22 protein-coding genes are annotated in these 24520 nt (G+C 69.5%); 6 read left to right on the top strand and 16 right to left on the bottom strand.

Annotated features, from left to right (window positions below; translation table 11 throughout):
* Nucleotides 1-231 precede the first annotated feature (231 nt).
* Nucleotides 232-684 carry an ATP-binding protein gene (locus OH768_RS18670; RefSeq protein WP_406455026.1) on the top strand — a complete coding sequence of 151 codons (453 nt, stop codon included), beginning with the start codon at nt 232-234 and terminating at the stop codon, nt 682-684.
* A gap of 144 nt (nt 685-828) precedes the next feature.
* Here the strand turns inward: OH768_RS18670 and OH768_RS18675 are convergent, their stop codons facing one another.
* Nucleotides 829-1923 carry a bifunctional succinyldiaminopimelate transaminase/glutamate-prephenate aminotransferase gene (locus OH768_RS18675; RefSeq protein WP_406455028.1) on the bottom strand — a complete coding sequence of 365 codons (1095 nt, stop codon included), beginning with the start codon at nt 1921-1923 and terminating at the stop codon, nt 829-831.
* 138 nt (nt 1924-2061) lie between these two features.
* Nucleotides 2062-2382 carry a ferredoxin gene (gene fdxA / locus OH768_RS18680; protein WP_019058397.1) on the bottom strand — a complete coding sequence of 107 codons (321 nt, stop codon included), beginning with the start codon at nt 2380-2382 and terminating at the stop codon, nt 2062-2064.
* Nucleotides 2383-2522: 140 nt separating this feature from the next.
* On the opposite strand from fdxA, the gene OH768_RS18685 reads away from it, so the two are divergent.
* Complete coding sequence (locus OH768_RS18685; RefSeq protein WP_406455031.1) at nt 2523-3566, top strand: GNAT family N-acetyltransferase; 1044 nt, start codon at nt 2523-2525, stop codon at nt 3564-3566.
* A gap of 17 nt (nt 3567-3583) precedes the next feature.
* Nucleotides 3584-4435, top strand: coding sequence for a tetratricopeptide repeat protein (locus tag OH768_RS18690; protein ID WP_406455033.1), 852 nt, complete (start codon nt 3584-3586; stop codon nt 4433-4435).
* A 97-nt stretch (nt 4436-4532) separates the two neighbouring features.
* On the opposite strand, the gene OH768_RS18695 is transcribed toward OH768_RS18690, so the two are convergent.
* From OH768_RS18695 to OH768_RS18730, 8 genes are all read right to left on the bottom strand, one after another.
* Nucleotides 4533-5147 carry a response regulator gene (locus OH768_RS18695; protein ID WP_406455035.1) on the bottom strand — a complete coding sequence of 205 codons (615 nt, stop codon included), beginning with the start codon at nt 5145-5147 and terminating at the stop codon, nt 4533-4535.
* Entirely contained in the window at nt 5144-6352 is a 1209-nt protein-coding gene (locus OH768_RS18700; protein WP_406465332.1) for a sensor histidine kinase, read from the bottom strand. The genes OH768_RS18695 and OH768_RS18700 overlap by 4 nt, the downstream gene beginning before the upstream one ends.
* Before the next feature lie 5 nt (nt 6353-6357).
* Entirely contained in the window at nt 6358-7107 is a 750-nt protein-coding gene (locus OH768_RS18705; RefSeq protein ID WP_406455037.1) for an ABC transporter permease, read from the bottom strand.
* Complete coding sequence (locus OH768_RS18710; RefSeq protein ID WP_406455039.1) at nt 7101-8054, bottom strand: ABC transporter ATP-binding protein; 954 nt, start codon at nt 8052-8054, stop codon at nt 7101-7103. Before OH768_RS18710 ends, OH768_RS18705 begins: the two co-directional genes overlap by 7 nt.
* Before the next feature lie 136 nt (nt 8055-8190).
* A complete protein-coding gene (locus OH768_RS18715) occupies nt 8191-10824 on the bottom strand; it encodes a hypothetical protein (RefSeq protein ID WP_406455041.1) in 2634 nt (877 codons plus the stop codon).
* A 150-nt stretch (nt 10825-10974) separates the two neighbouring features.
* Nucleotides 10975-11394: a DUF6113 family protein gene (locus OH768_RS18720; RefSeq protein ID WP_406455043.1), complete on the bottom strand. Its 420-nt coding sequence runs from the start codon at nt 11392-11394 to the stop codon at nt 10975-10977.
* Complete coding sequence (gene mshB, locus OH768_RS18725) at nt 11394-12254, bottom strand: N-acetyl-1-D-myo-inositol-2-amino-2-deoxy-alpha-D-glucopyranoside deacetylase (RefSeq protein WP_406455045.1); 861 nt, start codon at nt 12252-12254, stop codon at nt 11394-11396. The genes OH768_RS18720 and mshB overlap by 1 nt, the downstream gene beginning before the upstream one ends.
* A gap of 23 nt (nt 12255-12277) precedes the next feature.
* Nucleotides 12278-12472 (bottom strand): hypothetical protein, encoded by a 195-nt coding sequence (locus tag OH768_RS18730; RefSeq protein WP_019058412.1) that lies wholly within the window; start codon nt 12470-12472, stop codon nt 12278-12280.
* 202 nt (nt 12473-12674) lie between these two features.
* On the opposite strand from OH768_RS18730, the gene OH768_RS18735 reads away from it, so the two are divergent.
* Nucleotides 12675-14792 (top strand): prolyl oligopeptidase family serine peptidase, encoded by a 2118-nt coding sequence (locus tag OH768_RS18735; protein WP_406455047.1) that lies wholly within the window; start codon nt 12675-12677, stop codon nt 14790-14792.
* A 150-nt stretch (nt 14793-14942) separates the two neighbouring features.
* On the opposite strand, the gene OH768_RS18740 is transcribed toward OH768_RS18735, so the two are convergent.
* From OH768_RS18740 to OH768_RS18765, 6 genes are all read right to left on the bottom strand, one after another.
* The gene (locus OH768_RS18740; RefSeq protein ID WP_406455049.1) at nt 14943-16004 is read right to left on the bottom strand and encodes an ABC transporter ATP-binding protein; all 1062 of its coding nucleotides are present in this window, start codon (nt 16002-16004) and stop codon (nt 14943-14945) included.
* On the bottom strand, nt 15997-16971 hold the full coding sequence (locus tag OH768_RS18745) for an ABC transporter ATP-binding protein (RefSeq protein ID WP_406455051.1): 975 nt from the start codon (nt 16969-16971) through the stop codon (nt 15997-15999). The genes OH768_RS18740 and OH768_RS18745 overlap by 8 nt, the downstream gene beginning before the upstream one ends.
* Before the next feature lie 8 nt (nt 16972-16979).
* Nucleotides 16980-17249, bottom strand: a complete 270-nt coding sequence (locus tag OH768_RS18750; RefSeq protein ID WP_406455053.1) for a hypothetical protein — start codon at nt 17247-17249, stop codon at nt 16980-16982.
* 473 nt (nt 17250-17722) lie between these two features.
* Nucleotides 17723-18703: an ABC transporter permease gene (locus tag OH768_RS18755; protein WP_406455055.1), complete on the bottom strand. Its 981-nt coding sequence runs from the start codon at nt 18701-18703 to the stop codon at nt 17723-17725.
* On the bottom strand, nt 18696-19619 hold the full coding sequence (locus tag OH768_RS18760) for an ABC transporter permease (RefSeq protein ID WP_406455057.1): 924 nt from the start codon (nt 19617-19619) through the stop codon (nt 18696-18698). The genes OH768_RS18755 and OH768_RS18760 overlap by 8 nt, the downstream gene beginning before the upstream one ends.
* A 6-nt stretch (nt 19620-19625) precedes the next feature.
* Nucleotides 19626-21263: an ABC transporter substrate-binding protein gene (locus OH768_RS18765; protein WP_406455059.1), complete on the bottom strand. Its 1638-nt coding sequence runs from the start codon at nt 21261-21263 to the stop codon at nt 19626-19628.
* 568 nt (nt 21264-21831) lie between these two features.
* Here OH768_RS18765 and OH768_RS18770 point away from each other — a divergent pair.
* The gene (locus OH768_RS18770; RefSeq protein WP_406455061.1) at nt 21832-22374 is read left to right on the top strand and encodes a hypothetical protein; all 543 of its coding nucleotides are present in this window, start codon (nt 21832-21834) and stop codon (nt 22372-22374) included.
* Between the two features lie 237 nt (nt 22375-22611).
* Nucleotides 22612-24498, top strand: coding sequence for an ABC transporter substrate-binding protein (locus tag OH768_RS18775; protein WP_406455063.1), 1887 nt, complete (start codon nt 22612-22614; stop codon nt 24496-24498).
* The last annotated feature ends 22 nt before the right edge of the window (nt 24499-24520 follow it).

Consider the following 24520-nt stretch of genomic DNA (forward strand, 5'->3'; position numbering starts at 1 on the left):
GGCCGCGGGTGCTCAGGTTTTCGCTTGGTCACCCCCAGGTGCGCCGGAGTCCTTGAAAACAAAGGGCTGCAAGCATTCGACGGGCTCTCGGGCCGGGCGACCTTTGTCCGTTTTTATCCGTAGCTGATAATGCGATGCATTGCCAACTCTTTACGTTGGCGCTCCGCAACCTTCGCGCGCTTCGAGCGGTAGTCACTGCGTCCGAGCCCGGAGATCAACACAAGGAGCATCATGTCCCTCCCCCTGACCCGCCGGATCGCCCGTGCCGCGCTGCTCGTCGCAGCGGGAGCGGCAGCCGGGGTCGGTGCGGCCGGCTCCGCCAGCGCGGCCCCCTCCCTGCCGGCCACCCCGAACCTGGGCGCGCTGACCGCCCTGGACGGGGCGAGCGTCGGCAACACGGTCGACGGCGCGAGCCAGAACGTCACGGGGGTCGCCGGCAAGTCCGGTGGCCAGACGCTGGAGAAGGCGGTGCCGGCCGCAGGCAAGACCGGCGGAAAGGTTGCCAAGACGGTGGCTCCGGCTGCGCAGCACGTTGCCGGGGACACGGCCGGCCAGGCCGGAGGCCTGCTCGGTGACACCGCCAAGACCGCCCACGCGGGTGGCGGGCTGCCGACGGACGCGGTCACCAAGGGTGGGTTGCCGTCTGCGCAGGAACTGCCGCTCAAGGGGCTGCCGCTCGGCTGAGCGCGCCCTGCGTTGAAGGGGTCCAGGGAGTTCCCTGGACCCCTTTTCGCGTTGCTTTTCGGCGTACGGTCGGTGGGGGCTGGTCGCGCCCACGCGGCGGAGCCGCAAATGTCACAGCCCCGCGCCCCTAAAAGACAAAGGCCCTCAGCTGAGCCTGTTTACAGCTGCTCGTACTCGTTCGTCCGTCGCCGTCAACGCCACGCGTACGAAGTTCTCGCCCGCCTCACCGTAGAAGTCGCCCGGCGCCACCAAGATGCCCAGGTCGGCCAGGTGGGCCACCGTGTCCCAGCAGGACTCGTCCCGTGTTGCCCACAAGTAGAGGCTCGCCTCGCTGTGCACGATGCGGAAGCCGTGCTTCAGCAGCGCTTCGCGCAGCAGCGAGCGGCGGGCCTTGTAGCGCTCGCGTTGTTCCTGGACGTGGGTGTCGTCGCTCAGGGCCGCCACGACGGCCGCCTGGGTCGGGGCCGAGGTCATCATGCCGCCGTGCTTGCGGATCTCCAGGAGCGGGGCCAGGACCGCCGGGTCGCCGGCCAGGAAGGCGGCGCGGTAGCCGGCGAGGTTCGAGCGCTTGGAGAGGGAGTGGACGGCGACGATGCCGTCGTAGGAGCCGCCGTTGACGTCCGGGTGCAGGACCGAGACCGGGTCGGCCTCCCAGCCCAGTTCGAGGTAGCACTCGTCGGAGAAGATCAGGACGCCGTGCTCGCGGGCCCAGGCGACGGTCTCGGTGAGCTCCTGCTTCGAGAGGACCTTGCCGGTCGGGTTGGACGGGGAGTTCAGCCAGAGGAGCTTCAGGCCGGCCGGGTCCAGGTCGCGCGGGTCGTCGTAGACCTCGTAGTCGGCGCGGGCCAGGCGGGCGCCCACCTCGTACGTCGGGTAGGCGAGGCGGGGGTAGGCCACGCGGTCGCCGGGGCCCAGGCCCAGTTGGGTGGGGAGCCAGGCGACGAGTTCCTTGGAGCCGACGATGGGGAGGACGTGGCGGTGGGTGACGTCACGGGCGCCGAGGCGGCGCTCGACCCAGCCGGTGAGCGCGTCGCGCAGGGCCGGGGTGCCCCAGACCGTGGGGTAGCCGGGCGAGTCGGCCGCGTCGATCAGGGCCTTCTGGATCAGATCGGGGACCGGGTCCACCGGGGTGCCGACCGACAGGTCGACGATGCCGCCCGGGTGCGCCGTCGCCGTCTTCTTGTACGGCTCCAGCTTGTCCCAGGGGAAGGTGGGCAGACGGTCGGAGACTGCGGACACGGTTGCTCGCTCACTTTCTTCGGTACGGCCCGATGCGGCCGGCAGACCCGGTACGGCAAACGCCTCGGCCCCGTAGGGCGCTGACCGGGCGTGATCAGGCCGTACGGGACCGAGGCGGCGCGTCTGGGCGAGCCGCTCTTACTGGTTCTGCGGCGGCAGCGCGGCGACGAAGGGGTGGTCGCGCTCGATCAGGCCCAGCTTGCTGGCACCGCCCGGGGAACCGAGCTCATCGAAGAACTCGACGTTCGCCTTGTAGTAGTCCTTCCACTCCTCGGGAGTGTCGTCCTCGTAGAAGATCGCCTCGACCGGGCACACCGGCTCACAGGCTCCACAGTCGACGCATTCGTCCGGGTGGATGTACAAGGACCGTGAGCCCTCGTAGATGCAGTCGACCGGGCACTCCTCGATGCACGCCTTGTCCTTGACGTCGACACAAGGCTGCGCGATGACGTAGGTCACGCTGTCGTTCCTCCTCGATAGGGCGCTGGCGGGCCTCCGTAGGCTCCGCCGCCAGGCGCGCTGGAGCGCGGCGTCGTCCATGCCCGCACCTAGTATCTCCGTTCCGGGGCGTGATCCATACAGGAGGGGTGAACTGACCTGTGGAAATCTCTGCGGCCGGACGTCTCGAGGTCCGCATCACCGCTGCTGACGTGGGTAAACGGGTCTCCGTCCGGCGCTTGAACGACGGTGAAGACACGGCGGAGAAGTTCACCGACACGGTGGGTGTTCTCACATCATGGGACAGCGGTGTGCTGACGATCACACGAAAGGGTGGCGAGTCCGTCCGCATTCCGGAAACCTCGCTGGTGGCAGGCAAGGTCGTACCGGCCGCTCCGGCCCGTCGGCGGGGGCCCGCCGCCACCTACCGGGAGCTGGCGCAGGTCTCCGCGCGCGGCTGGCTGCCGGTGGAGAGCGAACGGCTCGGCGAGTGGGAGCTGCGCGCCGCCGCCGGATTCACCCGCCGCGCCAACTCCGTGCTCCCCCTCGGCGATCCCGGCCTGCCTCTCGACGCGGCCCTCACCGCCGTACGACGGTGGTACGGCGACCGCGGTCTGCCCGCCTACGTCCAGACCGCGACCGGTACCGAGGGCACGCAGGAGCTGCTCTGTGCCGAGCTGGAGCGGCGCGGCTGGACCCGTGAGGTGACGGCCGAGCTGTGGGTCGGGGCCCTGGCCCCGGTCGCCGACCTGGCCGACCCGGCCGGGGTCGTCCTCTCCAGGACGGCCGACGACGCGTGGCTGGCCCGCTATCAGCGCAAGGGGGTGAGCGAGGTGGCCCTGAAGGTGCTGGGCGGCGGCCCCTCGGTGTGGTTCGCGACGGTCCCCGGGGAGGGTGCCGAGCCCGCGGCCATCGGGCGGTGTGTCGTCGACGGGCGGTGGGCCGGCTTCGGCGCCGTCGAGGTAGATCCGGCGCTACGGCGGCGGGGGCTGGCCTCGCTCGTCATGGCCGCGCTGGCCTCGCGGGCGCTGGAGGAGGGGGCGTCGGCCGCGTGGTTGCAGGTCGAGACGGACAACGCGGGGGCGCGGGCGCTGTACACGGGGATGGGGTTCGCGGCGCATCACGCCTACCACCACTATCGCGAGCCGGCCTCGACCGATGACATCGCTGACATCGGTGACACCGGTCGCGACGGTTCGTCGTGAGGGGGTTCGAGTTCGCCATGCCCGTTCCCTGTCCCCCGTCGCCCGAGCGGTCGGCGGAGGTACGTGCCTGGTTCGCCGAGGAGGCTCGGTCCGAGCGGCCCGATCTGACCACGCTGTGCCTGCTGGTGGGGGCGACGGCCGACGGGGCGCTGGACGACGCCGGCATCGACGCGGCGCAGGTCGAACTGGACCGGCTGGCCGGGCAGTTGCCGTACCGCCCCGGCGGGCCGTTCGCCTGGGCGAACGCGCTGCGTCAACTCCTCGGTGTCCGCTTCGAGTTCCGGGGCACGCCCGGCGACTACCAGCGGCTGGGGTCCTCGCTGCTGCACGACGTACTGCGGCGGCGGCGCGGGCTGCCCATCCTGTTGTCCGTGGTGTGGATGGAGGTCGCCCGGCGGGCGGGGGCTCCCGTGTACGGGGTCGCGCTGCCGGGGCACTTCGTGGTGGGGTTCGGGCCGGCGGAGGAACAGGTACTGGCCGATCCGTTCGACGGGGGGCGGGTGTTGTCGGGCGGCGATGCGGAGTTGCTGGTCGCCGGGGCTACGGGGGCGGCGCTGCATCCCTCGATGCTTGTGCCTGCGGCGCCGCTGGAGGTTGTTTCGCGCATCCTGAACAACATCCGGGCGTGGGCCGCGGTGCGACCGGAGCGGTCGGATGTGGCTTTGTGGGCCGTCGAGTTGGCGTTGTTGCTGCCTTCGCATTCGGCTCGGTTGCGGTACGAGCGGGCTCAACTGCTGGTTGAGCGCGGGGATTTCCTCACGGGGGCGGCTGAGCTGGAGGCGTATGCGGAGGTGGTGGCGGTGGTGGATGAACCTGCTGCTGATCGGGTGCGGGGGCAGGCGCAGTCGGCTCGCGCCAGGCTGAACTGATGTGGCGGGTGCGTTGTGGCTGGGCGCGCCCACGCGGCGGAGCCGCAAATCGATACAGCCCCGCGCCCCTATCGGGGCGCTGATACTGGCCCGCGTTTTACAGCCAGCCCTTCTCCCTCGCGATCCGTACCGCCTCCGCCCTGTTGCGTACCGCCAACTTCTGGATGGCCGTCGAGAGGTAGTTGCGGACCGTGCCCTGCGACAAATGCAGGGCCGTGGCCAATTCGGCGTTCGTCGAACCGTCCGCCGCCGCCCTCAAGACCTCGCGCTCGCGGACGGTCAACGGGTTGGCGCCCTCTGCCAGCGCCGCTGCGGCCAGAGTCGGGTCGATGACCCGCTCCCCCGCGAGCACCTTCCGTACCGCTGCCGCGAGTTGGGCCGCCGGGGCGTCCTTCACCAAGAACGCGGCGGCGCCCGCCTCCATCGCGCTGCGCAGATAACCGGGGCGGCCGAAGGTCGTCAGGACCACCAGCTTCACCTCGGGCAGCGCCTTGTGGACCTGGGCCGCCGCCTCGATGCCGGTGCAGCCGGGCATCTCGATGTCGAGGAGGGCCACGTCGACGGCGTGTTCCCGGGCCGCCGCCAACACCTCGTCGCCGCGCGCGACTTGGGCGACGACCTCGATGTCGTCCTCCAGGCCGAGCAGTGCGGCCAGTGCCTCGCGGACCATCGACTGGTCCTCGGCGAGGAGGACCTTGATCGTACGGCTCATGCGGGGGATCCTACGTCCGCCGAAGAGACCGGAACGCCTGCGGGCACCCGTGCGACCAGCCGGAAGCCGTGTTTGAGGCGGGTCGCCTCCAGGGAGCCGCCGACCTTCGCGAGGCGCTCGCCGAGACCCGTCAGACCGTTGCCGGGGCCCTTGCCCGAGCCGGCCGAGCCGTTGTCCTCGACGGAGAGTTCGAGCATCGGGCCGTCCAAGGTCTGGCGCCGGACCACTTCGACCACACAGCGCTGGGCTCCGCTGTGCCGTACGACATTGGTGATCGCCTCGCGCAGGGCCCAGGCGAGGGCGGACTCACTGTCCTTTGGGACGTCGGTGAGGTCGGGTTCGGCGGGGAGGTCGGCAGTGACGCCTGCGGCCGTCAACGCGACCTGGGCGCCCGCGAGTTCGCCGGGGAGGCGGGGGCGGCGGTAACCGGTGACGGCCTCGCGGACGTCCACCAGGGCCTGGCGGCTGACCTGTTCGATGTCGGCGACCTGCTGGGCCGCCTTGTCGGGGTGGTCGGGGAGCATCCGGCCGGCCAACTCGCTCTTCAGCGTGATCAGGGAGAGGGAGTGGCCCAGCAGGTCGTGCAGGTCTCGGGCCAGCCTCAACCGCTCCTCGTTTGCGGCGAGTTGGGCGACGGTGGCACGGGCCTTGCGCAACTCGACCGTGGTGCGCACGAGTTGCCGTACTCCCGTCATGGAGTAGCCGATGAGCAGCACCACCAGGAACAGGCCCCAGGCGTCGTCCAGGTCGTGGGCGTGCCAGCCGGTCAGCATCATGGCCGCGGTGGTCAGCGGGATCGTCCAGTACGCGGCGCGCAGCGGGAGGGCCACCCCGCAGGAGACGGAGACGTAGACGAAGAGGCCGATCCAGGAGCCGCCGAGGGTGAGGGCCAGGGTGACGGCGAGTGCCCCGAGCAGGGCGACCAGCGCGGCGACGGTCCAACCGGCGTAGGGGCGGCCCATGGTGCGGAAGACGACGGCCAGGTAGGCCGCGACGAAGGCCGTCCAGCCCACCCAGCCGGCCGCCGTGGCCAGGGTGGTGTGGTGGCCGGACGTCAGGTCGTGCACCGGCGCGCTGAGGAAGACCAGCCACGGCACGACCCAGACCAGTTTGCGCATCGCCTCGGAACGGTTGCGGGGCGGCTGGCCGATCCGTACCAGCCGGTCGGCCCGGGCCTCCTCCTCGGACCGCAGGTCTTCCGTCATCGCGCTCACGCCTTCAGCGTGTCCTTCCGGTACAGCCAGGCCGCCCCGCCCGCGAAGAGTGCGAAGTAGACGACGAGGAGGGTGATGTCCTTTGCGTGCGGCGACTGGCTCTGCTCGATGGCCTGCCCCAGGGCAGCGTACGCGTGCGTGGGCAGCCACTTCGCGATGTCCTGGAGCCAGGCCGGGAAGGTTGTGGACGGGAACCAGAGGCCGCCGAGGATCGACAGGCCGAAGTAGACGATCATCGTGATCGGGCGGACCGCGTCCCCGGAGGCGAGGTAGCCGATGGCGACACCGAGCGCGGCGAAGACCAGGCTGCCGGCCCAGATCGCGCCGGTCAGCGCGAGCCACTGCCAGGCGTCCAGCCGTACATCCTTCAGCACGGCGGCGACGATGAACACGACCACGATGGACGGCAGGCTGACCACGGCGGCGCTGGCGGTCTTGGCCAGGACGTAGCCGTGCCCGGGCAGGGTGGTCAGCCGCAGCTGCCGTACCCAGCCGTTCTCGCGCTCCTTGGCGATGCGCTCGCTGTTGCCCATCAGGACGGCGGTCAGGGCGCCGAAGGAGGCCATGGAGACCATGACGTACTTGGCGACGCTCAGGCCGGTGCCGTCCACGTTGCCGGTCTGGTTGGAGACCAGCAGGAAGATCACGGACGGGTAGATCACCGAGAAGAACAGGAACTTGCGGTTGCGCAGGGCGCGGATGAGTTCCAGTTTGATCAGGCCCCGCGAAGCAAATGTATTCAGCATGACTGCTTGGCCTCCTCGGCAGTGGTGATGGCGACGAAGGCCTGCTCCAGGCCGAGTCCGGCGACTTCGAGGTTGCGGGGGTAGACGCCGAGGCCGTAGAGCGCGTGGACGGTCGCGTCGGCGTCGGTGGACTGGATGCGGATCGTGGAGCCGCTGCCCGCGGCGGAGCCGCTTTTGGACACAGTGACAGAGGTCAGGAAGGGGAGGGCGCGGATCGGTGCCTCGTCGACCTCGCCGTCCAGGTCGAAGGCGACTCTGCGGGCGCCCGCCTTCGCCTTGATCTCGGCGGAGGTGCCGTCGGCGAGCAGCCGGCCTCGGTGCAGGACCAGCACCCGGTCCGCGATGGCGTCGGCCTCTTCGAGGTAGTGGGTGGCGAAGAGGACCGTACGGCCCTGGTCGGCCTGTTCGCGCATGGTGGCCCAGAAGGCCTGCCGGGCGGAGACGTCCATGCCGGTGGTCGGTTCGTCGAGGACGATCAGATCGCTGTCGCCGGCGGTCGCGAGGGCGAAGCGGACGCGCTGCGCCTGGCCTCCGGAGAGCTTGTTGACCTTGCGGTCGGCGATCTGGGCGATGCCCGCGCGGGCGATCACGTCGGCGACCTTGTACGGCTTCGGGTGCAGGTCGCAGGCCAGCTTGGCCAGTTCACCGACCGTTACCTCGTCCATCAGCCCGCCGCTCTGCAGCATCGCGCCCACCCGGCCGGCGACGATCGCCTCGCGGGGGCTGGTGCCGAAGACGCTGACCATGCCGCTGTCGGCGTGCTTGAGGCCGAGCAGCAGATCGAGGGTGGTGGACTTGCCGGCCCCGTTCGGCCCCAGCAGGGCCACCGTCTCCCCCGGGTGCAGCGCGAGCGACAGCCCGTCGACGGCCCGGACCTCGCCGTAGCTCTTGCTCACCTGGTCGAACCCGACCACCGGGGTGGCGGTGGTCGCCGCTGTTGTCGTCATGCACCCATCGTGGCCGCCGGGGGCCGGTGCCCGGCAGTGTCGGCGGTCCGGTGTGGCGCATGACAGATGTCATGTCGTACGACCGAGGGGGCACCCGGCGTGGTGCCGGGTGCCCCCTCGTGCGGTCGGACTCGGTCTAGCTGGGGGTCGTGTCGATGATCCCCACCCGGTCGGTCTTGCTGACCAGTGCCCCGCGGAGGGCGATGTAGACCTCCTGGGGTGTGACGGCCGTCTTCTGGCCGGTGGCGCGAGTGATCTTGATGCCGTCGAAGAGGCTGCCGTAGAGCTCCTTGAGGGCGGCCAGGTCGGGGCTGTCGGTGAGCTTGCCGTTCACGGCCTTGACCTTGAGGAACTTCCACAGGGAGTTCTTCGGGCTCAGCAGCAGCGTGACACCCGTGTCCGTCTTGACCGTGGCGAGGCCGGACATCGCGGGTTCCGCGAAGGCCTTCATCTCGCGGTCGACCTCGGCGTTCGTGACCGTCGGCTGCCTGGTGGTGGTCGGGACCGTCACCGTGGTGGCCGTGTTGGTCTCCACTTCGGTGCGGTACGCATCCTCCACGGCGGTGACGGAGCCGGCCGCGTCGATGGCCTTGCCCGCCTTGCCGTAGACGGCGACCGCCTTGCCCGACTTGAACTGGATCGTGCCCTCGGTCACCGCACCGGCGCCGGAGCCGCCCCCGAGGTTCGCCAGGGCGGCCTGGAGCTTCTCCTCGTCGGTCGGCATCTCGGGCTGGACGATCCGCTCCTGGCCGAAGAGCGAGCCGATCACGGAGACCGGGTTGTAGTCGCTGGTGGCGGCCTTGCTGACGGTGGACGCGAAGTCGAACTGCAGCCCCGCCTGGTCCGGCTTCAGCGAGACCGTCCTGCCGCCCACCGACAGCTTCAGCGGCTTGTTCACCCGGTCGCCGAACGCGTCGTCGAGCTTCTTGACGGCGTCGTCACGGGTGCCACCGCCGATGTCGACGCCGAGCACGGTGGTGCCCTTGGGCACGTCGGTGTGGTTCATCAGCAGTCCGGCACCGTAGGCACCGCCCGCGATGACGAACACGCCGACGCCGAGCAGGACCAGCTTGCTGCGGCCCTTCTTCTTTTTCTTCGCGCTCTTGCCGGTGTTCTTGGCGGCGGGCGCGCTCTGCGCCGAGCCGGGGTCGGGCAGCTTCGGGGGCGTGTGCGGCAGCGGTCCGTCCGGATGGGTGCCCGTGCCGAACGGCGCGGTGCCGTTGCCCGGGACGACCGGCATACCGCTGGTGACGGTGTGTCCGGAGACCTGGTCGGCGGGGGCGCCGTAGCCGGGCATGCCGGGCTGGGCCAGCTTCTGCGGAGTGAGGATCGCGGTGTCGTCGCTGAGCCCGCCGCCGGGGATCGTGCCGGGGAGACTCGCACCGCCGGCCGTACCGGGGCCGCTGAGACCCATGGCGGGGCCGGCGCCGGGGCCACCGGGGCCCGCGCCAGGACCGCCGGGTCCCATGCCGGAACCACCGGAGCCCGCACCCGGACCTCCAGGACCGCCGGGACCACCCGGGCCCCTGCCGCGACCGCCGTGCCGGCCGGGAGTCGCACCACCGGGGCCGCCGGGGCCACCAGCCGCACCCGGGGCGCCCGGGCCGTCGACATAGCCGCTCAGCGCGCTGGGCGCGCCCGGTGCTCCGCCCATGGGGCCGGGCGGCAGCATCAGACCGTCGCCGGTGACCGGGCCGCCGGTCGGGCCCGCGGGACCCTCGGGGCCGCCCTGGCCGCCGCGCCCGTTCGGGCCGTTGAAACCGCTGGGTCCACCAGGACCGCCCGGGGTGCCGGGGTCGATGCCCTGGCCCTCGGGCGCGGGGAACTGCTCGATGCGCGCGCCGTGACCGCTGGTCCCGGCGAATCCCTGGCCGTTGGACCCGGGGTAGCCACCCTGGGCACCCTGACCGCCGGGCCCGGGGAAGCCGCCCTGCTCGCCGCCCTGGCCGTTGGCTCCGGGAAGGCCGCCCTGCTCGCCGCGCCCGTTCTCCGAGAAGTACGGCAGCTCGTCGCGGCGCGGTTCGCCGGGGCCGCCGTTGGGACGGGAGCCGTTGCCCGCCGAGCCCGCCGCCAGCGCCTCGGTCACGTCGAAGGAGCCGGTGCCGCCGCCGTGCCCGGGGGCCACAGGTCCGCCACCGGTGGCACCGGCGAACCCGGCACCGTTCGTACCGCCGTTCGCGCCGCCCGGCCGGGAAGCGCTCGGCAGGCCCATGGCGCCGACCACACCGCCGGGCCGGGCACCGGTCGGCCGCGCAGTCCCGGACGCACCCGGGGCACCCGCGCCAGGAGCATCCGCGCCCGGGGCGCTCGGGGTCCCTGCGGCCGAACCGCCCGGAATTCCCGCGCCGTTGGTGCCGCCACCGCCCTGACCGCCCTTCGCGGGACCGGACTTGCGTGGCGCGAACCAGTCGCTGGTCTTCTCCTCGGGCGTGGGCAGGGCGAGTTCGGCGGTCGGTTCGACGACGCCCGTGGGCAGCGCGGAACTCGGCAGCTGCGTCTCGGCGGTCGTGGACCCGTCGGCTGACTCGGTGTCCGCGACGGGCGTGCGCACGACGACCGGCGGAATGGGCCGCGATCCGGGGATGTTGATCCGAATCCGGGTCGTCAGCGTCGTCTCGGTCTTGCGTTCCTCCGGCTGCGCGGCCGAACGCCCCGCATCCGTACGGTCGTCGGAAGCCGCGGGCGTCCCGTACGGCGGGGTCCCCGAGGGATAAGCGGCTCCGCCGCGCCCGTCGGGCCCGGAGGACGGAGTGTCAGTTTCACGACTCAAGGCAGGTTCTCCCGGTTGGCTCCGCCGCCCGACACCCACGGGCGACTCGGCGGCGCGCACCACCATACTGGCCACTTCTTGGCGGTATCCCACGGCCGCTGGGGAAACCCACACCGGACTCGCACGCGCGCGTTACCGCGAAGTGGTACGTCACTTGCCAAGTCGGACGTCAGGGCCGCTTGGTTGCCGCCCCAAACCCAACGTGGCACAGATCACAGCAACGGCCATTCCGCCGAGCAGGAAGAGATAGGAACCGACTCCCGCGCCGAAGAGGAAGTCGCCCTCCGGACGGCTGGCGGTGAGCAGGACGACAGCCACCATCCAGCCGGCCGCGGGCGCCACGGCCCCGCCCCGCCCGCCGGCCGCTCTCGCTCCGCCGAGGAACAGTCCGCCCGCTCCGGCGAGCGCGAGCAGCAGCCCGGCGGGGAACCAGCCGCCCTGCACCAGAGCCCCGGCCGCCCCGACGACCGCGCCGAGCACGAAGAGCCCGAGGTAGGCCAACACCCGTAGCCCGGAAGGCCGTTGCAGTGGCTGGGCGAGCAGACTTCCGCCGCCCTGGTTGGCGCTCATCACAGGCCCAGCCCTTCGAAGAGGTCGGTCTCGGGCGCCGGGCCGTCGGCCTCGCCCTTGACCAACTCGTAGTACTCGGTGGTGAGGATCGGCTGCGCGAGGTAGTTGGAGAGCACGAAGTACGGCTCGTCCGGGGCGACTTCGATCTGGGTGGCGTGCGCGCGCATCGCGGCGGTCTTGGCGGCTGCGTATTCGGTGCCGTCGATCGCGGTGGTGATCCGTCCGTCGTCCACGACACCCGGTACGTCGTCCACGGCGGCCGTGGCGGCGAAGGGAAGCTCCGGCAGCGCGTCACGCAGCCGCTCGAAGCCCTCCTCGACGACGGTCCGGGGTACGCGGTTCCAGTAGACCTTGGCGATCGACTGCCCGGCGTCGGCGGCGAGTTCGGCAGCGCGCATGGCGACGCGGTGGGCCTGGATGTGGTCCGGGTGGCCGTAGCCGCCGTCGGGGTCGTAGGTGACGAGGACCTGGGGGCGCACCTCGCGGATCACCTCGACGAGGTGTCCGACGGCCTCGTCGACGTCGGCCTGCCAGAAGCAGTCGGGGTCGTCGTTGTCCGGGGTGCCCATCATCCCGGAGTCCTGGTAGCGGCCCGCGCCGCCGAGGAGACGGAAGTCACCGACCCCCAGCTCGTCCATCGCGGCCCCGAGCTCGCCCGCCCGGTGCTCCCCGAGCGCGGCACCCGTCAGATGCCGCGACGCGGGCGGAATGACCTCGCCGTGCTCACCGAGGGTGCAGGTGACCAGCGTCACCAGGGCACCCTCGGCCGCGTACTTGGCCATGGTCGCGCCGTTGTTGATCGACTCGTCGTCCGGATGCGCGTGCACCAGCAGCAGACGACGGGCGGGCAGTTCCGTCATGTACCCACCCTAAAGGCGGGCCGTCAGAACTTGATGCTGCCGATCATGCTCGCGATGTTCGTCGTGAGATCGCTGATCGTGGGCGCGATGGTCGAGGAGGCCAGATAGAACCCGAGGAGGACACAGACGACCGCGTGCCCGCCCTTCAGCCCTGATTTCTTGACCAGAAGGAAGACGACGATCGCCAGCAGCACCACCGCCGAAATCGAGAGTGCCACGGCGGCTCACCTCCAATGATCCCAGGGACTCGGGGGGTCGGACTATGGGGGCAATGGATCCATGGCGTGGATCCGTAGAGCAAATCCATACAGCAGCCAGCAGGTTCATACCCACGCAGCGCTAGTGATCATAACTATCCGCGCTCGCGCATCGCTCGGCGCACAGCCGCACAAGGGGGCGCATGGCCAATATGGTCGGGGCATGACGACCGAGGCTGACTCCTTCCCCCGACGGCACGCCCGTACCCAGCGGTTCACGCTCGGCGCGCCGCGCGCGTTCACCGTGGCGCCCGACGGTTCGCGGGTCGTGTTCCTGCGCTCCACCTCCGGCGACGACCGGGTGAACGCGCTGTGGGTCCTCGATCCGGCGGACGGCAGGGAGCGGGTGGCGGGCGACCCGCGCGCCCTCCTGGGCGGCGCCTCGGAGCACCTCTCGCCCGAGGAGCAGGCGCGCCGCGAGCGCACCCGTGAGGGCGGTGCGGGGATCGTCGGCTACGCCACCGACAGCGAGGTCGAGTTGGCGTCTTTCGCCTTGTCAGGGCGGCTTTTCACGGCCGAGCTGCGGGCCGGCACGGCACGTGAACTCACCGTCCCCGGGCCGGTGATCGACCCCCGCCCTGCCCCCGACGGACGACACATCGCCTACGTCACCGGTGGCGCCCTTCGTGTCGTGGGAGCCGAGGGCGAGGGCGACCGGGCGCTCGCCGGGCCGGAGTCGGAGCAAGTCACCTATGGACTGGCTGAGTTCATCGCGGCCGAGGAGATGAGCCGTACCCGCGGCTTCTGGTGGTCGCCGGACTCGGACCGGCTGCTGGTCGCCCGGGTGGACGACACGCCAGTGGAGCGCTGGTGGATCGCCGACCCGGCCCACCCGGAGCGCGAGCCGCGGCGGGTCGCGTATCCGGCGGCGGGGACGGCCAACGCGGAGGTACGGCTGTATGTGATCGCGTTGAACGGGGTGCGCACGGAGGTCGTCTGGGACCGCGCGCGGTACCCGTATCTGGCGCGAGTGCACTGGTCAGCGGCGGGTGCGCCACTGCTGCTCGTGCAGGCGCGGGACCAGCGCAGCCAGCTGTTCCTGGCCGTGGAACCGGACACCGGGGCGACCCGGATGGTGCACGCCGACGAAGATCCAATTTGGCTTGATCTTTTCCCTGGTGTGCCGTGCTGGAGCCCCTCCGGACGGCTCGTGCGGATCGCCGACGAGGGGGGTGCCCGAGTCCTCGCGGTCGGTGAACGCCCGCTCACCGGACCGCAGTTGCACGTCCGCGCGGTGCTGGACGTCTCGGACGACAACGTGCTGGTCGCGGCCTCGGCGGGCGAGGCCGCACCCGCCCCGGAGACCGGCGAGGTGCACGTCTACCGGGTCAATGAACTCGGCCTGGAGCGCGTCTCGCAGGAACCCGGCGTGCACTCGGCGGTGCGCGCCGAGGGCGTGACCGTACTGCTGTCGGCGGTGCCGGACCGGCCGGGTACGCGGGTACAGGTGCTGCGCGAGGGCAAGAAGACGGTGACGATCGCGTCGCACGCCGAAGACCCCGGTATGTCCCCGCGCATCACGTTCACCGAGGGGGGCGCACGCCGCGTCCCGTGCGCCCTGCTTATGCCACGGGACTACGACGGCAGCAGTCCGCTCCCGGTTTTGCTGGACCCGTACGGCGGTCCGCACGGCCCCCGGGTGGTCGCGGCGCACAACGCGCACCTCACGTCACAGTGGTTCGCCGACCAGGGTTTCGCGGTGCTCGTCGCCGACGGCCGGGGCACGCCGGGCCGCTCACCGGCCTGGGAGAAGGCCGTCCACCGCGACTTCACGGTCTCCCTGGACGACCAGATCGACGCCCTCCAGGACCTCGCGAAGTCCCACCCGCTCGACCTCTCCCGGGTCGCCATCAGGGGCTGGTCGTACGGCGGTTGGCTCGCCGGCCTCGCCGTGCTGCGCCGCCCGGACGTCTTCCACGCCGGCATCGCGGGCGCCCCGGTCACCGACTGGCGGCTCTACGACACCCACTACACGGAGCGGTACCTCGGCGACCCGGCCAAGGACCCGGAGTCGTACGCGAAGAGCAGTCTGGTGACGGACGACGGCCTGTCCTCGCCCGCCGAACCGCACCGCCCGCTGATGGTCGTCCATGGCCTCGCCGACGACAACGTGGTGGTCGCGCACGCCCTGCGGCTGTCCTCGGCACTGCTGGCCGCCGGCCGCCCGCACCAGGTGCTGCCACTGTCCGGGGTGACCCACATGACGCCCCAGGAACAGGTCGCGGAGAACCTGCTGCTGCTCCAAGTGGACTTCCTACGGCGCGCTCTCGGCCTGGCGTAGGTACGGCAACGGACCGGGGCGACATGGCGCGCCCCGGTCCGTTTACGGCACCCGCACGGCCGTACGTTGTTCAGGTTGACGTGTCCGTATATCGAGATCGGGTCGGCCGAGTTGCCTGTGTGTTAACGCGGTTGATGCCTGTTTGTGCGGTTATTCCGCACCGTTTCCAAGATCGCCCGGGGTCGCTTCCGGCGGTACGACCGTCTTCTCCTCCGCGAAGTGACAGGCCGAGTCGTGGGCGGCGGGCCCGCTCGCGAGCCGGAACTCGGCCGGTACCGCGAGCAGCGGCACCTCCAGCGAGCAGCGTTCCTGCGCCTTCCAGCAGCGGGTGCGGAAGCGGCAGCCGGACGGGATGTTCGTCGGGGACGGCACATCGCCGGACAGGATGATCCGCTCCCGGTGCTCGCGCGCGTCCGGGTCGGGCACGGGGACCGCGGACAGCAGCGCCTGGGTGTAGGGGTGCGTCGGGTGGTCGTAGATCTCCTCGTCCCTGCCGATCTCCACGATCCGTCCGAGGTACATCACCCCGACCCGGTCCGAGATGTGCCGGACGATCGACAGGTCATGGGCGATGAAGACGTACGACAGGTCGAACTCGTCCTGGAGCCGGTCGAGGAGGTTGATGACCTGGGCCTGTACGGAGACGTCGAGCGCGGAGACGGGTTCGTCGGCGACGATCACCTCGGGGCGCAGGGCCAACCCGCGTGCGATGCCGATGCGTTGGCGCTGGCCGCCGGAGAACTGGTGCGGATAGCGGTTGATGTACTCGGGGTTGAGCCCCACGACGTCCAGCAGATCCTGAACCCGCCTGCGCCGGTCGCCTTTTGGCGCCACCTCGGGATGGATCTCGTACGGTTCCCCGATGATGTCGCCGACCGTCATACGGGGGTTGAGGGAGGTGTACGGGTCCTGGAACACCATCTGGATGTTGCGGCGGGCGGCCTTCAGGGCGCGGCCGGACATCTTGCTGATGTCCTCGCCCTTGAACTTGATCGACCCCTCGGTCGGCCGCTCAAGATTGACCAGCATCTTGGCAACAGTTGACTTGCCGCAGCCGGACTCCCCGACGATGCCGAGGGTCTCTCCTCTGCCCAGCGTGAAGTCAACACCGTCAACAGCCTTGACGGCACCGACCTGTTTCTTGAACAGGATGCCCTGGGTCAACGGGTAGTGCTTGACCAGTCCACTCACTTCCAGGATCGGCTCAACCATTGAGGCACTCCCTCCAGAAGTGACAGGCGCTGCCCCGGTGTTGATCAACCTCGTACAGCTCGGGTTCATCGGTCCGGCACACGTCCTGGGCCATCGGACAGCGGGGGTTGAAGGCGCAGCCGGGCGGGATGTGCATCAGGTTCGGCGGGAGGCCCTTGATGGCGTAGAGCTCCTGGCCCTTCTGGTCGAGGCGCGGGATGGAGTCGAGCAGACCGCGGGTGTACGGGTGGGCGGGTGCCTTGTAGATGTCATGAACGGGGGCCGACTCGACGATCCGTCCGGCGTACATCACGGCGATCTTGTCGGCGACGTCCGCGACGACTCCGAGGTCGTGGGTGATGAGGATGAGCCCCATGTTGAGCTCGCGCTGCAACTCGGCAAGCAGGTCCATGACCTGGGCCTGGACGGTGACGTCGAGGGCGGTGGTGGGTTCGTCGGCGATGATGAGCGCGGGTTCGAGGGCCAGGGCCATCGCGATCATGATGCGCTGGCGCATACCGCCGGAGAACTGGTGGGGGTAGTCCCGGACACGCTCCTTGGCGGCCGGGATCCGCACCCGTTCCATGAGCTCGACGGCCTTGGTCCGAGCGTCCTTCCTCGACATCCCCTTGTGCACGACGAACATCTCGCCGAGCTGGTCGCCCACGGAGAGCACGGGGTTGAGCGAGGACAGCGCGTCCTGGAAGATCATCGCCATCTCGGCGCCGCGGACCTTGCGCCGCTCCTCTTCCTTGAACTTCAGCAGATCCTTGCCCCGGAACAGGATCTCGCCGCCGGTGATCTTCCCCGGCGGCACATCGAGAATCCCCATGACGGCCTGCGCGGTCACGGACTTCCCGGACCCCGACTCCCCCAGCACGGCGAGGGTCTCCCCCTCGTCCACGCTGTAGTTGACCCCGTTGACGGCCTTGGCGACCCCGTCCCTGGTCCTGAACTCCACATGCAGATCCCGCACTTCGAGCAGCATGACGCCGGTCACCTCACCTTCGGATCAGAAGCGCCGCACACCGCGCCGCCGAACACACCGAGCTCGGCCCCGACTTGGGCCGGTCCGACCGGAGCACACCGAGCGGCCGGCGCACCGCGGACCTCCCGCACCAGCACGCCATCACCGGCACAGCCGAGGCCCACCGAGCGATCGGAGGCGGACATCACGCCGACGCCCATCGCGCCGGCAACGGCCCATGGCCGACCACCCGCATCGAACCGATGCGACCGCGCCCCACACACCTCCAGCACCACCACGTCGTCTCCTCGCCCTCGGGCCGACGAGCGCCGCGGACCGCGTCGCCCGGCGGTGAAAAGCCGGCCCCGACGACCACCGGCACCATCGCGGCCCACCGACCGTCCGGGGGCCGAGAGCGCGCCCGTTGTACCGCCAACGGCCCACCCCCGCCCGCGACTTGCACGCCTCCCGCGCCCACGCGCCGTCACCTCGACCTCGGGCCGCCCGGCGTCGCAGATCGCATCGCCCCGCGAGGAACAGCCGGCCCCGGCGACCATCCGCGCAGCCGAGGCGCACCCGGCGGACAGCGCACCCACGCCCGTCGCCCCGTCAACAGCCCGCGCCCGACCCCCCACAGGGACCCGGCCCCGGCGACGGCTCGCACCCGGCGCTCCCGTGAGGGACCGGAACACCAGCCCCCGTAGACACGAAGCAACCGCCCCGACGCGAACCCCCCGCAGACCACACACCTCCAGCGCCACCACGCGCCCCCTCACCTCAACTTCGGGTCAAGGGCGTCGCGCACCGCGTCGCCGAGCATGATGAACGCGAGGACGGTGATCGCGAGGGCTCCGGCCGGCCAGAGGAGCATGTGGGGGGCGTTGCGGATGTAGGCGGAGGCCGAGGAGATGTCGATGCCCCAGCTGACCGTGGGCGGCTTCAGACCTACGCCGAGGTAGGACAGGGTCGCCTCCAGCGAGATGTAGGTGCCGAGCGCGATGGTGGCGACGACGATCACCGGGGCGACCGCGTTCGGGGTGATGTGCCGCAGCAGGAGGCGGGAGTTGGAGGCGCCCAGTGCCCGGGCGGCCTGGACGTAGTCGTTCTGTTTGGCGGTGATGACCGAGCCGCGGGCGATGCGGGAGATCTGCGGCCAGCCGAGCAGCACCATGAAGCCGATGACCGGCCAGACCGTGTTGCTGGTCACCACGGACAGGAGGACCAGACCGCCGAGGACCACCGGGATCGCGAAGAAGATGTCCGTCAGGCGGGACAGGATCGAGTCCCAGATTCCGCCGAAGAAGCCCGCCAGTCCGCCCAGCACCGAGCCGAAGATCGCGACGCCGAGTGTGGCGAGGACGCCTACCGTGACCGACGTACGGGTGCCGTAGACCGTGCGGGTGTAGACGTCGCAGCCCTGGCCGTCGTAGCCGAACGGATGGCCCGGCTGGGAGCCCTCCTGGGCCTTTGCGAGGTTGCACTTGAGGGGATTGCCGGAGGCGATCAGGGACGGCCAGAGGGAGATGACCACCAGGAAGAGGATGACGAGCGCGGAGATGATGAAGACGGGGTTGCGGCGGAGGTCGCGCCAGGCGTCGGACCAGAGGCTGCGGGGCTTCTCCTGGGGGCCCGTGCCCTCCGGGCCGCCCGGTGTCTTTTCGAGCGTCTCCGCCTCGCTCGTCGCGAGGTCCATCGCCCCGCCCATGCCGGTCCCGGCGATGGCGCGATCCGGCTCGAACGGCTGCTCAGGCATAGCGGATCCTCGGGTCGAGTACGGCGTACAGGAGGTCGACGAGCAGGTTGGCGACCAGGAAGACGAGGACGAGGATCGTCACGAAGCCGACCACGGTCTGCGTGTTCTGGTGCACGATCCCCTGGTAGAGCTGGAAGCCGACGCCGTGGATGTTGAAGATCCGCTCGGTGACGATCGCGCCGCCCATCAGGGCGCCGATGTCGGTGCCGATGAAGGTGACCACGGGGATGAGCGAGTTGCGCAGCAGGTGGCGGGTGATCACCCGGCGTCTTGGCAGGCCCTTCGCGACAGCTGTACGGACGTAGTCGGAGCGCCGGTTCTCCGCGATGGACGTCCGGGTCAGCCGGGTGACATAGGCGAGCGAGACCGAGGCCAGGACCAGGCCCGGCACGATCAGCTCGCCGAACGTCGCCTCCGTGGACACCGACGGTTTGATCCAGCCCCACTCCACGCCGAGCAGCAGTTGGAGCACCAGACCGGTGACGAAGATCGGGACGGAGATCACGACGAGGGTGAACAGCAGCACGCTGGTGTCGATCGGGCGGCCGCGCTTGAGGCCGGTGATCACGCCCAGCGTGATGCCGATGACGATCTCGAAGAAGATCGCCACGATGGTTAGCCGGATGGTGACCGGGAACGCGGTCGCCATCAGCTCGGTGACCTTCTGGCCGTTGAACGCCGTACCGAAGTCACCGGTGAAGATGTTCCCCAGGTAGGTCAGGTACTGCTGCCACACGGGCTTGTCGAGGCCGAACTCCTTCTCGAGCTGGGCGGCCGTCGCCGGGTCACACTGCCGGTCGCCGCACAGGCCCGCGATGGGGTCGCCCATCACGTCCACCATCAGGAAGATCAGCAGGGTGGCGCCGATGAAGACCGGGATCATCTGCAGCAGCCGCCGGACGACGTACCGTCCCATGCGGGCTCAGCCGACCTTGATCTCGTTGTACACGGGGACGCTGAACGGGTTGAGCGCCACGTTGGAGAGCCGGTCGGAGTAGCCCGCGCTGCCGTTCTGGTACCAGAGCGGGATGGCGGCCATGTTGTCCCGTACGACACCCTCGGCCTGCTGGAAGAGCTTGATCGCCTTGCCGGTGTCGGTCTCCGCGTTGGCCTCGTTCACGAGCTTGTCGAAGTCCTTGTTGGACCACTGGCCGTCGTTGGAGGAGGCGTTGGTGTAGTAGAGCGGCTGGAGGAAGTTCTGGATGAGCGGGTAGTCCATCTGCCAGCCGGCCCGGAACGGCCCGGTCATCTTGTGCTGGCCGATCTGGTTGCGGAAGTCGGCGAAGGTGCCGACCGGGTTGCCGACGCACGCCTTGTCGTTGCCGAGCGCGTTGTTGATGGAGTTGCACACGGCGTCCACCCACTCCTTGTGCGAGCCCGTGTCCGCGTTGTATGTGATCTTGACCTGGCCGCCGGGCAGCCCGCCGCCCTCCTGGACCAGCTTCTTGGCCTCGGTCGGGTTGTACTTGCAGGAGTCCCCGCACAGCCCGTCCTGGAAGCCGCCCTCGGTGCCGAGCACCGGGGAGGTCCAGTCGGTGGCCGGGGTGCGGGTCTTCTGGAAGATCGTGGTGGTGATCTGGTCCCGGTTGATGGCCATCGACAGCCCCTGGCGGACCTTCTCCGAGCCGCTCTTGTTCCAGTCCTTGTCGTAGTACGGGAACGCGAGCGTCTGGATGATCCCGGCGGGCGTGTTGATGTACCGGTCGCCGAGGTCGCTCTTGACGTTCTTGAGCTGCGAGGCCGGGATGTCGTCGACGAGGTCGAGGTTTCCGGCCATCAGGTCGGTGTAGGCGGTGTTGTTGTCGGTGTAGACCTTGAGGGTCACGCCACCGTTCTGCGCCTTGTCGGCGCCGGTGTAGCCGTCCCACTTCTTGAGCTCCATCTGCGAGCCCTTGGTGTAGGAGGAGATCGTGTACGGCCCGTTCCCGACCGGCTTCTTCACCCAGGCCGCGTGGTCCGAGAAGAACGTCGACGGCAGCGGCGAGTAGGCCGCGTAGCCGAGGGTGTCCGGGAAGGTGGAGAACTTCTGGGTGAGCTTGATGGTGAAAGTGTCGGTGCCGGTCACCTTGAGCCCGGAGAGTGCGGTCGCGGACTGCGAACCGCTGTCGGGGTGGACCTTGTCGTAGCCGTCGATGTACCCGAAGAAGTACGCGTTCTTCTGGTTGTTCTTGAGGCTGGCGCCGTAGTTCCACGCGTCGACGAAGGACTTCGCGGTGACGGCCTCGCCGTTGCTGAACTTCCAGCCGCTCTTGATGGTGACCGTGAAGTTCTGCGAGTCCGTGGTCTCGATCTTGTCGGCGAGCATGTCCTCGGCCTTGCCGGTCTTCGGGTCGTACCGCTTCAGGCCGCGGAAGACCATGTCGAGGACCTTGCCGCCCTGTACTTCGTTGGTGTTGGCCGGCTCCAGCGGGTTCTGCGGGTCTCCCCAGGAGGCACTGAGCACCGCGCTGCCGTCACCGCCGCCGCCACTGCTGCTGCCGCCGCTGCTCCCACAGGCGGTCGCCGCGAGGGCTGCCGCCGCCGCGCAAGCGGCCCATTTGGCGTGCGTGGCTCCACGCATCGAGTGCCTCCTCAGGAAAGCCGTCCCTATTGATCCGTTACCGGTCAATATCGACGCAAAGGACACGCGGCGCACACGCAGCCACCCGAATGCAGCACAGGCCGCTCGCACGAGGGGCGAGCGCACCCCGTCGGAGCCCGGCGAATTCCTCCTCGAAAATACGGTCGCACGGGACAGGGGATTCGCGGAGGGCGAATAGCCGAGCGGCAAAGGACGCCGGTAGCACCGGGACGGTTCCGGCCTTGAGGGGAATTTGAGCATTCCAAAAGAGCATGACGCACATCACATTACGTCGAGTGTATATCTGCATCAATCGGATGCAAATCAGCGAAAAAGAGGGCCGAACTTTCCGATATGCGGCCTTGGTCATCTTCCGGACCGTGACCGTGAACCGAGTGCTCCATTTCGGCCGACCGCATTTCGGTTGCCATCTCGACTGAGCACGGTCAAGCTCATGTCTGCGTCCTGGAAGGCCAGTTGACGTAACCACGGGGGGAGTCCGATGAATGCCGCACGACATTGCGAGCACGGCTCCCGGGTTTTTACCATTCGAAGGGAATTCAACTTCGTGAGGAAATTCGCGAGCTCCGCAGTCGCAGCCGCCGTCGTCGCGGGCGGCCTGGTGAGTGTGGCGGCCGCACCGGCCTCTGCCGCCTGCGCCCCGAGCCCGGGCACCGGCTACACCATCTACGACAAGCACACCGTTTATCCGGGGACCAACCTCGCCAGCACGTGGGTGTTCGACAACGACGACCCCACCGTCAGTTACAACCAGTCCTCGACGGGCACCCTGAGCGCCAGCGGCACCGCGGGCGTGACGGCCGAGACGAGCGCGATCTTCGCGAAGGCCAGCGTGTCGTTCAGCGTGACCGTGGGCAAGACGTGGTCGCACACCGAGAGTTGGAACTACTCCCTGCACGCCAAGAACAAGGCGGGCAAGGTAAAGGTCCGCATGCGGCTCTTCCACGAGGCCAAGAAGTTCAAGGTCCGTAAGTACACGTACTACTACGACGGCCACTGCAAGTTCCACAGCACGACCAAGTGGCGCAAGCAGTTCACCGCCCCGGTGAAGCGCGACAGCAACGACGTCTGGGGCCTGGAGTACAAGTAGGTCACGAGAACGACGGCCCGCCGGTTGACCCGGCGGGCCGTCTTTCGTGCGCGATCACACCGTCACGGCTCCACCAGGCAACCTTCAGTGGTGTGGACCAATAAACCTCCGATCGGTCCGTCAACTCACCGTTTCCGCAGGCCACATGGGCTTTCATGCGCCGTTGACGGGCGCCGACCGCCGCTGATAGACACACTCTTCAACCCAGCCCGGCGTCACCAGCGCGAGGTCAGGACCATGAGCACTCAGGACCGGAACGGCACAGAGCACTCACGCCCCAGAAGACCGCGGCCCCGCCGCTTACCCGGGCTGGTCGCCGCAGCGGTCGGCGCCCTGGCCCTCACGGCGGCTCTCGCCACCCCCCTCAACCCGGCACCGCAGCAGGCCGAGGCCAAGGCCAAGGCCGAGAAGAGCGACAAGGTCCTCACCGTCGCCGTCGCGCAGAGCGTGGACTCCCTGAGCCCGTTCCTGGCGACCCGCCTGGTCAGCACGAGCATCGGCCGGCTGATGTACGACTACCTCACCAACTACGACCCCAAGGACAACCACACCGTCCCGGGTCTCGCCACCAAGTGGACGTCGTCGCCGGACAAGCTGACCTGGACGTACACGATCCGCTCGGACTCCAAGTGGTCCGACGGGCAGCAGGCCACCGCCGAGGACGCGGCCTGGACGTTCAACAAGATGATGACCGACCCGGGCGCCGCCACCGCCAACGGCAGCTTCGTCACCAACTTCGCGAAGGTCACCGCCCCCAGCCCCACCCAGCTGGTCATCCAGCTCAAGAAGCCGCAGGCCACGATGACCGCGCTCGACGTGCCGATCGTGCCCGAGCACATCTGGTCGAAGGCCGGCGACCTCTCCAAGTTCAACAACGACAAGACCTTCCCGATCGTCGGCAACGGCCCGTTCGTCCTCACCGACTACAAGCCGGACAGCTACGTCCGCCTCAAGGCCAACAAGTCCTTCTGGCGCGGGGCACCGAAGTTCGACCAACTCGTCTTCCGCTACTACAAGGACCAGGACGCGGCGGTGGCCGCACTCCGCAAGGGCGAGGTCTCCTTCGTCGCCGGCTCCCCCTCCCTGACCCCCGCTCAGGCCGCCTCCCTCAAGGGCGAGCAGAACATCAAGGTCAACGACGCCCCCGGCCGCCGCTTCTACGCCCTCGCCACCAACCCCGGCGCCCAGGCGAAGAACGGCACCCACTTCGGCGACGGCGACCCCTCCCTGCTGAACGAGAACGTCCGGCACGCCCTGTTCATGGCGGTCGACCGCGAGACCCTCATCGACAAGGTGTTCCAGGGCCACGCCGTCGAGGGCCAGGGCTACATCCCGCCGCGCTTCTCGACGTACTTCTGGAAACCGTCGGCGAGCCAGGCGCTCTCCTACGATCCGGCCAAGGCGGCCCAACTCCTCGACCAGGCGGGCTACAAGAAGAACGGCGACGGCAAACGCGTCGGCAAGGACGGCAAGCCGATCACCTACCGCCTGCTGTGCCACGCCACCGACCCCAACGACAAGGCGGTCGGCCAGTACCTCAAGGAGTGGTGGGGCAAGCTCGGTATCGGCGTGACGCTCGACTGCCTCGACAACGTCACCGACCCCTGGCTCGCGGGCAAGTACGACCTCGCCTTCGACGGCTGGTCCGTCAACCCCGACCCGGACTTCGTGCTGTCCATCCACACCTGCGCGGCACTCCCGGCCACCCCCAAGGACATCGGCGCCACCGACAACTTCGTCTGCGACAAGACCTACGACAAGCTCTACGCCCAGCAGTTGGCCGAGTACGACCCGGCCAAGCGCGCGGACATCGTCAAGCAGATGGAGTCGCGGCTGTACGACCTCGGGTACATGAACGTCATGGCGTACCCGAACGCCGTCGAGGCCTACCGCACCGACCAGATCGAGTCCATCGAGACGATGCCCAGCGGCGGGGGCAACATCTACGGGCAGGACGGCTACTGGAGTTGGTGGTCGGCGGTGCCCGCGGCCTCGGACGGCTCGTCGTCCGGCGGTCTCTCGGGCGGGGCGATCACCGGGATCGTGGTCGGGGGTCTGGTGGTCGTCGGCGCGCTGGTCCTGTTCACCGTGCGGCGCCGGGCCACCGCCGAGGACCGGGAGTAGCCGATGCACCGACCCTCAACAG

It is taken from the genome of Streptomyces sp. NBC_01622 (assembly GCF_045209635.1).
Lineage (GTDB): Bacteria > Actinomycetota > Actinomycetes > Streptomycetales > Streptomycetaceae > Streptomyces.